The following is a 13,975-nucleotide window of genomic DNA, read 5'->3' on the forward strand; positions in this document are numbered from 1 at the left end:
AAATGGCCTATGTCATGCTGGTGCTTCCGCTGCTGGTTGCCGGTTTCAACCTGGTAATCCCGAACCCGCTTGCAGCACTCTTGGCGGTTGTCGCCGCTATTGCGGCGCACCTTTCGAAGCTCGCGGTGCGCCGTGAAGCGCAAAGCGAGATGGAGACCGGGCAGCGGATGGCGCTGATGGGCGTGGCAGTTGCCTTGCCCATGTTTCTGTTTGGCTCTGCCATGGGCGTCTGGGGCACTTCGGGTCAGATCGATTGGTTCTACTGCCTCGTCGCAGTGGCAACTATTTCGTTGCTGGCGACAGTGGTGCTCTCAGGCCGGTTGGTGGGCGTACTGGCGGCTCAGATCTCCGTGTGGTCGGGTGTCACCTGCGTAGCCAGCACGTTCGGCGGCTACTTCTCTTTGCTGGTAGGTGTTGCGATTGCCGTCGCAGCCTACCTGCGCCAGCGCAAGATCGACCTGCTGCTTCGCGAGAAGCTGGAGAACGACCAGCGCGCATCCACCCGCGCACAGGAAATTCTTTCCGATTATGAAGAGACGGGGCAGGGCTGGTTCTGGGAAACTGATCGTCGTGGTCAGCTGACATATCTTTCCACACCCGTTGCCGAGATTCTCGGTCGCAAGGTCGACGATCTGATCGGCCGTCCCTTTGCCGAGCTGTTCAACCTGTCCGAGCAATCGGGCGAAGGCGAACGTACGCTGGCCTTTCACCTCTCCGCGCGATCCAGCTTCGGCGAACTTGCGGTGCGGGCAGCGACAGCGGAAGAGGAGCGCTGGTGGTCGATCACCGGCCGGCCGACCTACGACACGTTCAACAACTTCACCGGTTTCCGCGGATCTGGCACGGATCTTACCGAAAAGCGTCGTTCACAGGAGCATGCTTCGCGGTTGGCGCACTTTGATTCGCTGACAGGCCTGTCCAATCGCTTCCGCATGTCGCAGACGCTGGAGAAGATCCTTCTCGCTCCGCAACTGCATCAGCGCGCCTGCACGGTCTTCCTGCTCGACCTCGATCGCTTCAAGCAGGTGAACGATACGCTAGGCCATCCTGCCGGCGATGCGCTGCTCAAGCAGGTCGCGCAGCGTCTGGAGCGGGTCGTGGGCAAGATGGGCCGTGTCGGCCGCCTCGGTGGCGATGAATTCCAGGTGATTTTGCCTGGCAAGATCGAGCGCGAGCAACTTGGCCATCTGGCCCAGCGCATCATCGAGAGCCTGTCGCAACCCTACTCAATCGAGGGCAGCCGCGTGATGATCGGCGCCTCGGTCGGCATCGCGCTGGCGCCGGACGATGGCGTGACCAGCGAGGCGCTGATCCGCAATGCCGACCTGGCGCTTTATGCAGCCAAGGATGGCGGTCGCGGACGGTTCCACTTCTATGCGCCGGACCTGCACAGCGATGCCGAAGAGCGCCGCCAGATGGAAGAAGACCTGCGCGATGCGGTCTCGAACGGGGGACTGGAGCTCTATTATCAGCCAGTCGTGCAGACAGCGACCGAGAAGATTACCGGATTCGAGGCGCTGCTGCGCTGGAACCACCCCGAGCACGGCTGGATCAGCCCGAGCCGGTTCATACCCATCGCAGAAGATACCGGTCTGATCGCGCCGATTGGCGAATGGGCGCTGCGCACCGCTTGTCAGGACTTGGCGCGCTGGCCCGATAACGTGCGCGTGGCGGTAAACGTCTCGCCGCTACAGTTCGCCAATCCGTCGCTTCCGGTGATCGTCACAAACGCGCTGGCGAGTTCGCAGGTTGCAGCAGAACGCCTCGAACTGGAGATCACCGAAAGCGTGTTCCTCAATGACGACGAGGGCACCGACCAGATGTTCAAGTCGTTGAAGGCCATCGGCGTGCGTTTGGCGCTGGACGATTTCGGCACAGGCTATTCCTCGCTGGGCTACTTGCGGTCTGCGCCGTTCGACAAGATCAAGATCGACCAGAGCTTCGTGCGCGGCGCAACCCAACCCGGCAGCCGCAACGGCGCGATCATTGCCTCGATCGTCAGCCTTGCCGAGGCACTGGGGATGGAAACGACGGCCGAAGGTGTCGAGACGCTGGACGAACTGGATCTGGTCCGCATGCTCGGCTGCAGCCACGTGCAGGGCTATATCTACGAGCGTCCGCTGTCGGCGATGAACGCCGCTGCCCGTCTTTCGACCGGCCTCATGGCTATCGCGCAAGGGCCACGTTCCGCGCGCGCCGCGCGCCAGTCCATGCTGCGCAAGGTCGTGCTCGATCACGGCGGCCATCGCTACAACGCGATGGTCCGAAATATCAGCCAGACCGGGGCGCTGATCGAAGGCTTGTGGAACGTGCCTCCGGGAACGATCTTCCGGGTACTGTTGGCAGAGAACCACGTGGTTACGGCAACTTGCCGCTGGTCAAGCGATGACCGCATGGGCGTGGAATTCTCCATGCCGCTGCGGCTCGACGAGGGCGGGCGCATTGCTGCCGTATCGGGCATTCCACCGGTCAAGAACGAACCCGAGCCGGTGGTTCAGCGCAAGGTGGGATGACTTCTCAGCCTAGCGCGGCCATCTTCTCTTCAGCAAGACGGTCGAGTTCGGCGCGGCTCTTCTTCTCCGCTGCCGTCTTCAACTGCCCGCAAGCTGCGTCGATGTCGCGCCCGCGTGGCGTGCGCACCGGTGCGCTGATCCCGGCTTCGAACACGATGTTCGCGAAGCTCTTGATCCGCTCCGGGCTGGAGCACTCGTAGGGTGCGCCGGGCCAGGGGTTGAACGGGATCAGGTTGACCTTGGCCGGCAACTTGTACTGACGGATCAGGCGCACCAGCTCGCGCGCGTCGTCGTCGCTGTCGTTCTTGTCCTTCAGCATCACGTACTCGAACGTGATGCGGCGGGCGTTCGAAGCGCCGGGATAGTCGGAGCAGGCCTGCAGCAGTTCGTCGATGCCGTACTTGCGGTTGATCGGCACGATCTCGTCGCGCACTTCCTTGGTCACCGCGTGGAGAGAGACCGCGAGGTTCACCCCGATCTCCTCGCCGCAGCGCTCCATCATCGGCACGACGCCGCTGGTCGAGAGCGTGATGCGACGCTTCGACAGGGCAAGCCCGTCACCGTCCATGACCAGCTTGAGCGCATCGCGCACATTGTCGAAATTGTAGAGCGGCTCGCCCATGCCCATCATCACGATGTTCGTCAGCAGGCGACCATCGGGGGTGTAGGCGCTGGCAGCTTCCTCGTCTTCATCGTCGAAGTCGAGCCCGGCCATCGTACCGCCAGCCTTGGGCCATTCGCCCAGCGCATCGCGCGCGAGCATGACCTGGCCGACGATCTCCCCCGGTGTCAGGTTGCGCACCAGGCGCATCGTGCCAGTGTGGCAGAAGCGGCAATTGAGCGTGCAGCCGACCTGGCTCGAAACGCAAAGCGTGCCGCGATCCGCATCGGGGATGAACACCATCTCGAAATCGTGCTTGTCTGCCGTGCGCAGCAGCCACTTGCGCGTGCCATCGGTCGAAACCTGCGCCTCGACAATATCGGGGCGGCCGATGACGAAGCGCTCCGCCAGCCATGGACGCATCGTCTTGGCGATGTCGGTCATCGCTTCGAAGTCGGTCACGCCGCGATGATAAAGCCAGTGAAACACCTGCTTCGCGCGCAGCTTGGCCGCCTTGGCATCAAGACCCGCGGCTTCGAATAGCGAGGCGATCTGCTTCTTCGGCAGGCCGATGAGGTCCACCCGTCCATCCTCGCGCGGCGTCACCTCGCGCGGCACCGGAACGGGATCAACGTGCCCAGCAATGGGCATGTTGGCGGGAAGCGAAGGGCTGGGATCGATCTGGCTCTGCATCGCGCGCATATAGTGATTCGAGGCCCCGGGCGCAAACCGAGGCTCGCGCGAACGCCTTGGGGGCGTCGGTGTTCCAGTATTTCATCGCCCGTGTACTGCACTTCATCGCATTTTATGTGGCTGAAATGTCACGGTTTCCTGTTGTGTGAGGTTCAGGAAACCGGATGCAGTTCCGCTCATTCCACCGGTCACTGTCGGGTCGCAACGACAACAGGACCGGCAGGAAGTTTTCGAATGGAGTGAGACATGAAGAAGATCTGCGCAATTCTCGCCGCCGGCACCGCCATCGCCGCCGCCCCTGCGTACGCGCAGGACGCTACCCCTGCCGAGGCGTTCAGCGGCTTTCGCGCTGAAGCTCTCGTCGGCTACGACCACAACCGCTCGGGCAGCAGCGAAGACGTCGACGGCGACCGTGATCTGAAGCAGTCGATCGACGGCGTCGAATACGGTGCTGCCATCGGTTACGATATCCCGCTTGGCACCAACCTGGTTGCCGGCGCCGAAGCCGAAATCACCGACAGCAGCGCCAGCTGGGACAACAACAACGACCAGCCGAACGTGTTCAATCTTGGCCGCGTAGAAGCCGGTCGCCAGTACTATGTCGGTGCCCGTCTTGGTTACGCGATGAGCCCGAGCACCATGGTCTACGTCAAGGGTGGTTACAGCAACGCCCGTTACAACCTGCAGGGCACGAACGGCACGACCAATCTGCGCCAGCGCCTTGACACCGACGGCTATCGCGTCGGCGCGGGCGTCGAGCAGAACATCGGCACCAACGCCTTCGTGAAGCTCGAATACAAGTACGCCAACTACAGCGAAGGTGAATTCGACTTCAACGGCGACACGCCAGACTCGAGCCGCTTCAACATCGACACCGACCGTCACTCGGTGACTGCTGGCGTCGGCATCCGCTTCTAAGCGTCAAGCTTGAAGACAAAGGGAAGGGCGGGCCGTCAAGGCTCGCCCTTTTCCTATCCGGCGCACCCCAGCGCCGCTGCATCCATGGCAGAGGCTGCACCGCCAAGCGTGTATACATCGCGGAACCTCCGTCCGTCCGCCCCTTGCGCTGTCACCACCACGCGCGGCGCGCTGCGCAAGGCGGCTACGATCCCGGCGTTGGCGCGCTGGTCCATCGGCCAGGCATCGGCCTGTCCCGCCTGCAGCGTGAAGTTGGCTTCGGGAAACGAGACGTTGACCGACGACCCCGGCGCCAGGCGCCTTGCAAGGCGCAAATGCACTGCACCGCGAATGCCGCGCTTGGGCCAGTAGCCCACGGTGAAGTAGGGCTGGAAAGTCTGCTCCCGCCCGTTGACCTTCTCCGCCATGGCAATCGCATAACAGCGCGGCACACCCGGATCGCGAAACGCGCCCCAAGTGCCGAACACGCCCAAGCTGTCGCGCGCGACGGCGGTCCCGCCAAGCACCAGTGCTGCCAGAACCAGCAGCCGCCTCACGGCTCCTCCCGTTTCGCGCCATCGAGCTGTCTTGCTGCTCGTTCCGCTTCTTGCGCCTCGCGCAGCTTTTCGCCCTTGGTCCGCCCGAACTTGGCCCGGTTGGCCTGCGCCTCAACCTCGCGCGAAACCCGCGCCTTGGCCTTGCGCGCTGCTCGGAGATTGACGACATCGCCCATCAGGCGTGCTCGATCCCGCGTTCCGAGCCGAACAGGACCGATTCTTCGCCGTCCTGGATCAGCGCAATTGAACCTTGCACGAGCGACGGCGCAATTGGTGCGCCGTGAAGGGGATGCACCGGATAGCCCGCCATGATCCCGCGCAACACGCGGCTGGAGATGCCGTGCATCACGACGATGTGATCGCCGCTCTCGTCGGTCAACCCCTCGAGCCAGCGGTTCAGCCGCGCCGCAATCATCGGGTAGTCCTCGCCATCGGGCGCCGGACGCAGCAGGTGGTCTTCGATCACGATCGGGCCGACCTCGTCCTCGACATCACTGTAGGATCGGCCGCACCACGATCCCATGTCGATCTCCTTGAGATCCATCGTCCGCTGCCCGGCGAACCAGTCTAGCCCCAGTTCCTCGGCAATCAGCGCCGCCGTCTGCAAGGCGCGCCCGGTGTCGGAGATATGCAGCGTCACTTGTGGTCGCTCGCCCAGTTCGGCCCGCAGCGCGCAGCCCATCGCCACCGCCTGCTCGAAGCCCTGCCGCGTAAGCGGCGTGTGGATGTGGTTCGCCTGCAGCCGACGCGTCGCATTATAGACCGTCTCGCCGTGGCGCATGATGTAGAAGCGACCCCGTTTCATGGGAACGCTCATAGCGCTAGGCTTCGGGATAGGAAACGCTCATGATTTCCCACTCCTTCTCGCCCGAAGGCAACCGCACCACACGCAAATCGCCAACCCGCGCCCCGCGCAAGGCCTTGGCAATCGGCGCGCTCCATCCGATCAGCCCCTTCGAGGCATCCTGCTCGTCATCGCCGACCAAGGTCAGAACCTTGCGGTTGTCGTCCTCGTCGGCAATCTCGACACAGGCTCCGAACAGCACGCGCGACCGATCCTCCTGCCGCGCGGGATCGACCACCCGCGCCGCCTTCATCCGCCGCGCAAGGAACGCCAGTTCCCGATCAATCTCCCGCATCCGCTTGCGGCCATAGAGATAATCGCCGTTCTCCGACCGGTCGCCGTTGCCGGCAGCCCAGCTAACGATTTCGACGATGGCCGGGCGCTCAGTGCCGAGAAGGTGGTCATAGCGCGCGCGTAGTGCCGCAAATCCGGCGGGAGTGATGGGGTGACCGTCAGGTTTCATGCCCCGTTTGTGGGCGAGGACGAGAATCTAAACAACAAATCCGCCCCATTTTTCCGCAGGACAAATGGGGAGGGGGGCCGCCCGCGAAGCGGTTGGTGGAGGGGCAAGAGAAAGAATGCCTCCGTCACCGGCTGCACCGCTGACACCTCCCCGTTTGTGCTCCGCAAAAACAGGTAGGATAGAGAACTGCGGCCTCAACACTAACCCATCCCGGGCTTGACCCGGGATCCCGCTTCTCAAGCGCCAGACCGAGGGATTGTATACCTTCGGCCGCCGAAAAACTCTCCGAACAGCGTTCTCACCTGCTCGGTCGAAAGGCTTTGCTCCGGCACCCTCTTAAAGGCGGCCCGTATCCGATCCCGTAGTGAAGGCATGGCCTGTGCCTCTTGCACAACACGCGCCGAATACTCGGTGGTCGAATCTGCCGTGAATGAGGCAAGCGTTAATAAGCTGCCACTGCGTGCCGTGACTGACCAATACAACCCGCAACGCTTGGCGCGAATGTACCTCTTCGGTTCAATCGTCAGAGACGCGATCTCGCCATTGTCGAACTGGTCCAGTCCGACCATTGCAGCATGAAGCTCTTCTTCCGACCGTATACCATGCTCAAAATACCTGCCCAAGATCAGCGTAGCCTCGCTCACCCCGGTTCCCGCTTCCCGATAAAGTAGCTCATCGGATTGCTCCCGCGATAGCTTGCATACTGCGGGTTCATCGCCTCATAGACCACCGCATTTTCCAGCACGCGCTGGACGTAGTTGCGTGTCTCGGAAAGCGGGATCTTCTCGATCCATTCCACCCAGTCGATACCGCCATTGCGCGGATCGCCATTGGCGCGCAGGAACTTGTTCACGTTGCCGGGGCCAGCGTTGTAGGCCGCCACGGCCAGTGGCCAAGAGCCGCGATAATAGTCGAGCATGCGCGCGAAATAGCCCGAGCCGAGCTGGATGTTGTATCCTGCATCCTGCGTCAGCGCCGAAGCGTTGTACGACAGCCCCAGCTTGCCCGCCTGCTCATTGGCCGTGCCCGGCATCAGCTGCATCAGCCCGCGCGCGCCGGCATGGCTGACCGCGTTCTGCGCGAACTGGCTTTCCTGCCGGCTGATGGCGTGAATGCCGGTCCACTTCGCCTCATAGCCCGGCGGCACGGGGATCAGCGGGAAGGCGATGTGCTGGAAATCGAGGTAGCCGCGCGCCGCCGCTGCCTGCCCGACGATCACGCCGAGGTCGCGCCGCCCCAACTCACGCGCCAGGTTCGCCACCATCATGTGCTGCGCTTCGGTCTGCTGCTGCTCGGCCACTTCCTTGAAGAAGCGTACGGTCGTCTTCCAGTCTCCATTGCGGGCGACCTCGCGCACGGCCAGTGTCAGTGGCTGGCTGTAGAAGCGGCTACGTTCATCGGGTGAGGGTTGGACGTTCGAGTCCCTGGCAAATTGCGGCACCGGACGGCCCAGCCTCTCGAGCGCCAGCAAGCCATAGAACTGGTCGCCATACTGCGCCGCCATCTCGAAGTACCGCCGGGCTTCGGCCTGCTGCCCGGCCCGTGCTGCGGCCTTTCCGGCCCAGTAGAAACCCTTCGAGCGCGTCCCCGGCGTGCGCGCCGCGGCGCCATAGCGCCAGAACAACGGCGCCGCCCCGGCATAGTCGCCGGTGTTGAAATACCCTTGCGTGCCGCCCAGCCACATCAGCGAGGTATAATCGTCACGCAGGCCATAGTTGAGCTGGCTGACATCCTCGCCAGGAGCAAAGGCATCGTCGATCCCCGCTGCGATGCGCATGGCCGCGCGGGCATCGCCCGACGTCGCTGCGCCACGCGCGTTGACCAGAAGTTCCTCGACCCACTTGTCGCGATCGAGCGGCTTGCGAGAGAGCAATGGACGGTTGGACAGCAGATCGCGCGCTGCTGCGCCCTGGCCAGACTTGCGCAACTGCCGCACGCGCTGAAAGATGAAACCGGGATCGGCATTGAACTGCCGCGCGGGAACGCCCGCCAGAATGCCGTAGGGATCGCCGCCTTGCATCGCCGCCAGCCGCGCCCCGTCGATGCCCTTGCGCGCAGGGCTGACCCACACGATCTGCCGTGCGGCCTGATCAGTCGATCCAGACCACAGCAACGCATCCATCCGCGCATCGTGATCGTCGGGCGTGAAGCTGGTGCCCCATGCGGCAAGCAGCGCAGTCTCGGCCGCATCGGTCATCGCCCCGCCGCGCCAAGCCGCCCGCGCGGCTTCCCGCGCTTCCGGTCGGCCGAGCTGCGTCAGGGCCAGCGCATATTGCGCGCGGCCAAGGTTGGTCAGCGGCGGCTTCTGGCTGAAATAGGCAACCAGCCGCGAAGGCTCGGCAAAATCGCGTTCCAGCGAAAGCTCGGCATAGCGCCGCAGCTTCTCCTCGTCGGGAAAGCCGGGATACGACAGCACGAAATTCGAGTAATCGGAAAAGCCGAAGCGGTTGGAACTGGACAGCAGCTTCCATCGTTCCACAGCAGCCATCATCGGCCCACCCTGACTGGCGGTGAGATTGGCGCGGGCGCGGTCCCAGTCGGATCCATCGGCACCGTCGGCGCCGCTCGCGTGCACTGCGCTCGAGGCGACCACCGTCTGGAGCAGAACCCCGGCAAATCCCCAGCGCAACATCAAGGCTTTCACGTCCATGCTGGACATACTATGGAGCGGCTCCTTATCACGCGCTGAACAGGCCCCCAGCGGGTTCGGATCACGATGAACCGAACTGCATCATGGGGTAAATTGAGGGGTATTGTCCATGTTTTCCGGCTCGATTCCGGCCCTAGTGACTCCATTTCGCGATGGAGCGTTTGACGAGAAAGCGTTTCGCCGCCTCGTCGACTGGCAGATCGAGAACGGATCGTCGGCGCTGGTCCCCTGCGGCACCACCGGCGAGGCATCGACCCTGTCCAATGCCGAACACCACCGCGTCATCGAAGTCTGCGTCGAACAGGCCGCGGGCCGCGTTCCGGTAATTGCCGGCTGCGGCAGCAACGATACGATGAACGCGCTGCTGCACATGAACTTCTCGAAGAAGTGTGGTGCCCAGGCGGCGCTCTGCGTCGCGCCATATTACAATCGGCCAAGCCAGGCGGGCATCATTGCTCACTTCAGCTACCTTGCCGAGCACAACGACCTGCCGATCGTGCTCTACAACGTGCCCGGCCGTACGGTGACCGACATCCTGCCGGAAACCGTGTGCGAGCTGGCCAAGCGCTATCCCGAGAAGATCATCGGCATCAAGGACGCCAGCGGCGACCTGTCGCGCGTGACCGATCATCGCATGGGCATCGGCAAGCACTTCTGCCAGCTTTCGGGCGACGATGAATTGGCGCTCCCGGCCAACGCTGCCGGTGCCGTGGGCTGCATCTCGGTCACCGCCAACGTCGCGCCGAAGCTCTGCGCCGAGTTCCAGGCCGCTTGTGCCGCCAACGATCTCGAAAAGGCGCGCGAGCTTAACGACAAGCTCTATCCGCTCCACTACGCGATGTTTGAGGATGCCTCGCCCGGCCCGGTCAAGTACGCGCTGAGCCGCGTCTTCCCGGATATCTCGGACGAACTGCGCCTGCCCATGGTTCCCTGCAACGACGCGGCCCGCAAGGCGGTCGACGCGGCGCTGCAGCATGCCGGCCTGATCTGACGCGTCGCGTCCGGAAAACTGCTGCCCGACAAAGTGCGAAGTTCCCCTTCCGCTTTGTCGGGCCAGCGCCTACATGCAGCCACATCATGGCACGTCCCGTACATCCCGAATTCGACAAGAAGAAGATTGTCGCCGAAAACCGGCGCGCCCGCTTCGAATACTTCATCGAGGAGAAGTACGAGGCCGGCATCGTGCTGACCGGGACCGAGGTCAAATCCTTACGCTTCGGTGAAGGATCGATTGCCGAAAGCTATGCCGAGGTGAAGGGCGGCGAAGTCTGGCTGGTCAACTCCAACGTGCCCGAATTCAGCCACGGCAACCGCTTCAACCACGTGCCCAAGCGCCCGCGCAAGTTGCTGCTGAAGGAACGGCAGATTGCCAAATTTACCGGCGCGGTCGAGCGCAAAGGCATGACGCTGGTTCCGCTTTCGATCTACTTCAACAGCCGTGGTCGCGCGAAAGTCGAGCTCGCGCTGTGCAAGGGCAAGAACGTCGCCGACAAGCGCGCGACGATGAAGGACCGCGATTGGAAGCGCGACAAGGCGCGGATCATGAAGGACCACGGCTAGGTCGATCCGGGGTGAGGCACTTCACCGACCGGCAAGGAAATCCGGTCTAAGCGAACAAACGGGCCCGTGGCGGGGCGGACGGGAAACGGATACAACAGACGCGCAATGTTCGAGCGGATCGTCAACTGGGCGCGGGCCAACATGCCAACGCGCGAGCAGATGGAGCAGAACCGCTTCGCGCGCCCGCTTGCCGCCCGGCATGAACTGTGGCGCTTCACGCGCCGTTCGGTGCCACGCGGAGTCGCCGCCGGACTTTTCATAGGCATCTTCGCGCTGATTCCCGGCATCCAGATCATCGGTGCGGCCTTGATGTGCGTGCCGTGCCGGGGCAACATCCCGCTTGCCGTGCTGATGACCTTCATCTCGATCCCGCCGACAACGCTGTTCGTGTTCCTTCCAGGCGCCATTGCCGTGGGCAACAGCTTCGGTTTCCACGCGGACTTCTCCACCGTGCAGGCCATGGTTACCAAAGGCGCGGGCATCGGCGAATGGCTCGTCTGGCTTGGATCGGATGCGGCGCCGTCCCTTGTCATCGGGCTTTTCCTGATCTCGATTGTTTCGGCCGCAATCGGCTATGTCCTTGCAGCGTTCGGTTGGCGCTGGTGGACCGCGCACAAGCGCAAGGTGCGCAACATGCGGGCCGCCGCGCGGGACTTTCCCGACTGATGGCGAACGTGGCCAGCGAAGGGGCGGCTGTGGTCACGCCGACCGTACCCTTGCGCGATTGGCTCATGCTATCAGGCGCGGTTACGGTAAGCGCTGCAGCGCTTTGGGGGATCTCCGGCCAACCGCTGCTCGCCGCCGGGTTTGCAGGAGGGGTCACTGTCATCGGCGCAGCCTTGCGCGTTTTGCTTCGCCCCCGCCAGGATGCAGTTACCGAGGATTTCGCCGTTCCGGATTGGACGGTCACCAATGCCGCGATCGCGCGCGACGATGTGGGCATCGCCATCACCGACAGGGCAGGGCGGCTGGTCTGCGCCAATGGCCTGATGGGGGCCTGGTTCGGTATCACCGCCGCACCGCCACGTCTTCCGGTCGAGCGCGGCTCGGTCGAGCTGCTCGAAGCTGCAACGCGAGCTGCGTGGCGAGATGGCTCTGCAAAGGCCGACGGCGTTGCGTACAGCCAAGGCACGTGGACGGCAGAGATTCAGCGCGTCGGCCGGGGCGAGGACTACCTCGTCTGGCGTTTCGTGCCGGTCGTCACGCAGGATCTTGTGGCAGACATGGCAGGGCACATCGCCGGCAAGGTCGGCCGCGCTCTCGCCCGCGAAGGGTTGCAGGCAGCCGTGGTCTCGCCCGAAGGCGTGATCCTCGCGGCCAACGCAGCCTTCGCCCAGCGCGCGACGGGTTCGGTCAGCGCCCAGATGGCAGGCGCCGATTTCGTCTCGTTCCTCGCCAGCGACGAAAGCGACCGCATCTACTACGCCCGCGAGGGCGGCAAGGGCACGCCGGTCAAGCTCGTCCACGTGCCGGTGGCCGACCCCGATGGCGTCGCCAACACCGATCCATCACGCACAACCTCGTTGTTCCTGCTGATCGATAACGGCGGCTTCGGGCAGGGCATCGGCGATGTCACGGCGGGCCTTCCGCAGATCGAGGCGCTGCTTGCCCGCCTGCCGCTGGGTCTGGCGATGACCGACCGTGACGGGCGCTTCCTTTTCGCCAACGCCGCATTCCTGCGCGCTGCCGGGCATGACGATACGATCCCGCCGCCATATCCGTCGGACCTTGTCATCCGGGAAGACAAGGGCGCGCTGGTCGATGCCGTGCGCCGCTATGCGCAAGGGCAGGCAACCGCAGGCGACGTGGCCGTGCGCTTGCGTGCCGCACCGGACGAGCCGGTCTCGCTCAGCCTTGCGGGTGTGCGCGGGCTTGGGGAAGGGGCCGTCCTTCTCAGCCTCAAGGATTCCTCGGAAGAAACCCGGCTCAAGCGTGAGATCGCGCAGGCGACGAAGATGCAGGCCGTTGGCCAGCTTGCCGGTGGCGTTGCGCACGATTTCAACAACGTGCTTACCGCGATCATCGGCTACTGCGATCTGATGCTGATGCGCCACACGCCTGGCGACAGCGATTACGACGATATCCAGCAGATCAAGGCCAACTCGAACCGCGCAGCATCGCTCACGCGGCAGCTTCTTGCGTTCTCACGTCAGCAGACATTGCGGCCGCAGGTGCTGCAGTTGCCCGACGTGGTCGCCGAAGTTTCCGCTCTTCTTAAACGGTTGATCGGCGAGAAGATCACGCTTGAAGTCGTGCACGATCGCGACCTCGGCTTTGTTCGTGCGGACCCCACACAGCTTGAACAGGTGCTGCTGAACCTGGCCGTCAACGCGCGTGACGCCATCAATGACAAGCTTGCCGCTACGGGGGCCAAGGGCGGTGGCGTGGTCAAGTTGATGACCCGGCGGGTGACGGCGGCTGACGTGCGCGCGATGAAAAGCGAGATCCTGCCGCTCGGGGATTACACTGCGCTTGTCGTCGAAGATAATGGTCACGGCATCAAGCCGTCGCAGATCGGCAAGATCTTCGAGCCGTTCTTCACCACCAAGGAGAAAGGCAAGGGCACCGGCCTTGGTCTTTCCACCGTGTACGGCATCGTGAAGCAGTCCGGCGGTTTCATCTTTGCCGAAAGCGAGGTGGGCAAGTTTACCCGCTTCAGCATCTATCTCCCGGTCCATGTACCCGATGCCAGCGAAGCGCCCGCGCGCCAGTTAGCAAGCCCCGAACCGAAGCGGGAATGGTCAGGCGGCGGCCGGATCCTGCTGGTTGAGGACGAGGACACCGTTCGTGCCGTTGCCGAGCGTGCGCTCGTGCGCCAGGGCTATGAGGTGACCACGGCGGCCGATGGCGAGGAAGGGCTCGAGGCGATCGGCCGGGGCCAGTTCGATCTGGTCGTGTCCGACGTTGTGATGCCGACGATGGATGGCCCGGCCATGGCCCGTGAGATCCGGGCACTCCGCCCGGACATGCCGTTCCTCTTCATGTCGGGCTATGCCGAGGAGCAGCTACGCCGCGAGATCGATATCCCGAACATGCATTTTCTCGCCAAGCCTTTCTCCGTCCAGCAGATCTGCGACGAGGTGGAGAAGGTCCTCAGGGTACGCTGAAGACTCCGGGGATTCCGAACATCGTCATCATCAAGGTCACAGCGTTTCTGCGCGCCTCCGTCCCCGACCCGACCATCCATCGAGTTGTCT

12 protein-coding genes are annotated in these 13,975 nt (G+C 63.6%); 6 read left to right on the forward strand and 6 right to left on the reverse strand.

The window, feature by feature from the left end:
* Window positions 1-2: 2 nt before the first annotated feature.
* Complete coding sequence (locus tag NJ75_RS11965; protein ID WP_236727135.1) at window positions 3-2,513, forward strand: EAL domain-containing protein; 2,511 nt, start codon at window positions 3-5, stop codon at window positions 2,511-2,513.
* 4 nt (window positions 2,514-2,517) lie between these two features.
* Here the strand turns inward: NJ75_RS11965 and rlmN are convergent, their stop codons facing one another.
* Entirely contained in the window at window positions 2,518-3,807 is a 1,290-nt protein-coding gene (gene rlmN / locus NJ75_RS11970; RefSeq protein WP_039334969.1) for a dual-specificity RNA methyltransferase RlmN, read from the reverse strand.
* A 246-nt stretch (window positions 3,808-4,053) separates the two neighbouring features.
* On the opposite strand from rlmN, the gene NJ75_RS11975 reads away from it, so the two are divergent.
* Window positions 4,054-4,725: an outer membrane protein gene (locus NJ75_RS11975; protein ID WP_039334798.1), complete on the forward strand. Its 672-nt coding sequence runs from the start codon at window positions 4,054-4,056 to the stop codon at window positions 4,723-4,725.
* Window positions 4,726-4,778: 53 nt separating this feature from the next.
* On the opposite strand, the gene NJ75_RS11980 is transcribed toward NJ75_RS11975, so the two are convergent.
* The 5 genes from NJ75_RS11980 to NJ75_RS12005 all read right to left on the reverse strand — a co-directional run bounded on the left by NJ75_RS11980 (window position 4,779) and on the right by NJ75_RS12005 (window position 9,227).
* Entirely contained in the window at window positions 4,779-5,261 is a 483-nt protein-coding gene (locus NJ75_RS11980; protein ID WP_039334801.1) for a hypothetical protein, read from the reverse strand.
* Window positions 5,258-5,437 (reverse strand): DUF4169 family protein, encoded by a 180-nt coding sequence (locus tag NJ75_RS11985; RefSeq protein WP_039334804.1) that lies wholly within the window; start codon window positions 5,435-5,437, stop codon window positions 5,258-5,260. The genes NJ75_RS11980 and NJ75_RS11985 overlap by 4 nt, the downstream gene beginning before the upstream one ends.
* Window positions 5,437-6,066 (reverse strand): phosphoglycerate mutase family protein, encoded by a 630-nt coding sequence (locus tag NJ75_RS11990; RefSeq protein WP_039334971.1) that lies wholly within the window; start codon window positions 6,064-6,066, stop codon window positions 5,437-5,439. Before NJ75_RS11990 ends, NJ75_RS11985 begins: the two co-directional genes overlap by 1 nt.
* 16 nt (window positions 6,067-6,082) lie before the next feature.
* On the reverse strand, window positions 6,083-6,568 hold the full coding sequence (gene greB / locus NJ75_RS11995; protein WP_039334807.1) for a transcription elongation factor GreB: 486 nt from the start codon (window positions 6,566-6,568) through the stop codon (window positions 6,083-6,085).
* A 640-nt stretch (window positions 6,569-7,208) separates the two neighbouring features.
* Window positions 7,209-9,227, reverse strand: coding sequence for a lytic transglycosylase domain-containing protein (locus NJ75_RS12005; protein WP_039334812.1), 2,019 nt, complete (start codon window positions 9,225-9,227; stop codon window positions 7,209-7,211).
* Window positions 9,228-9,327: 100 nt separating this feature from the next.
* On the opposite strand from NJ75_RS12005, the gene dapA reads away from it, so the two are divergent.
* From dapA to NJ75_RS12025, 4 genes are all read left to right on the forward strand, one after another.
* Complete coding sequence (dapA, locus tag NJ75_RS12010; RefSeq protein WP_039334815.1) at window positions 9,328-10,209, forward strand: 4-hydroxy-tetrahydrodipicolinate synthase; 882 nt, start codon at window positions 9,328-9,330, stop codon at window positions 10,207-10,209.
* Window positions 10,210-10,295: 86 nt separating this feature from the next.
* Window positions 10,296-10,778 (forward strand): SsrA-binding protein SmpB, encoded by a 483-nt coding sequence (smpB, locus tag NJ75_RS12015; RefSeq protein WP_039334817.1) that lies wholly within the window; start codon window positions 10,296-10,298, stop codon window positions 10,776-10,778.
* Between the two features lie 105 nt (window positions 10,779-10,883).
* On the forward strand, window positions 10,884-11,444 hold the full coding sequence (locus NJ75_RS12020) for a DUF2062 domain-containing protein (protein ID WP_039334973.1): 561 nt from the start codon (window positions 10,884-10,886) through the stop codon (window positions 11,442-11,444).
* A complete protein-coding gene (locus NJ75_RS12025) occupies window positions 11,444-13,885 on the forward strand; it encodes a response regulator (RefSeq protein ID WP_052242410.1) in 2,442 nt (813 codons plus the stop codon). The genes NJ75_RS12020 and NJ75_RS12025 overlap by 1 nt, the downstream gene beginning before the upstream one ends.
* Window positions 13,886-13,975: the final 90 nt, after the last annotated feature.

This window comes from Novosphingobium subterraneum, from assembly GCF_000807925.1.
GTDB lineage: Bacteria > Pseudomonadota > Alphaproteobacteria > Sphingomonadales > Sphingomonadaceae > Novosphingobium > Novosphingobium subterraneum.

What these genes read in the sequence shown, in the direction of transcription:
- NJ75_RS11965 (WP_236727135.1), top strand. Translation starts at nt 3, where the DNA reads ATGGCCTATGTCATGCTGGTGCTTCCGCTGCTGGTTGCCGGTTTCAAC.
- rlmN (WP_039334969.1), bottom strand. Translation starts at nt 3,807, where the DNA reads ATGCAGAGCCAGATCGATCCCAGCCCTTCGCTTCCCGCCAACATGCCC.
- NJ75_RS11975 (WP_039334798.1), top strand. Translation starts at nt 4,054, where the DNA reads ATGAAGAAGATCTGCGCAATTCTCGCCGCCGGCACCGCCATCGCCGCC.
- NJ75_RS11985 (WP_039334804.1), bottom strand. Translation starts at nt 5,437, where the DNA reads ATGGGCGATGTCGTCAATCTCCGAGCAGCGCGCAAGGCCAAGGCGCGG.
- NJ75_RS11990 (WP_039334971.1), bottom strand. Translation starts at nt 6,066, where the DNA reads ATGAAACGGGGTCGCTTCTACATCATGCGCCACGGCGAGACGGTCTAT.
- greB (WP_039334807.1), bottom strand. Translation starts at nt 6,568, where the DNA reads ATGAAACCTGACGGTCACCCCATCACTCCCGCCGGATTTGCGGCACTA.
- NJ75_RS12005 (WP_039334812.1), bottom strand. Translation starts at nt 9,227, where the DNA reads ATGTCCAGCATGGACGTGAAAGCCTTGATGTTGCGCTGGGGATTTGCC.
- dapA (WP_039334815.1), top strand. Translation starts at nt 9,328, where the DNA reads ATGTTTTCCGGCTCGATTCCGGCCCTAGTGACTCCATTTCGCGATGGA.
- smpB (WP_039334817.1), top strand. Translation starts at nt 10,296, where the DNA reads ATGGCACGTCCCGTACATCCCGAATTCGACAAGAAGAAGATTGTCGCC.
- NJ75_RS12020 (WP_039334973.1), top strand. Translation starts at nt 10,884, where the DNA reads ATGTTCGAGCGGATCGTCAACTGGGCGCGGGCCAACATGCCAACGCGC.
- NJ75_RS12025 (WP_052242410.1), top strand. Translation starts at nt 11,444, where the DNA reads ATGGCGAACGTGGCCAGCGAAGGGGCGGCTGTGGTCACGCCGACCGTA.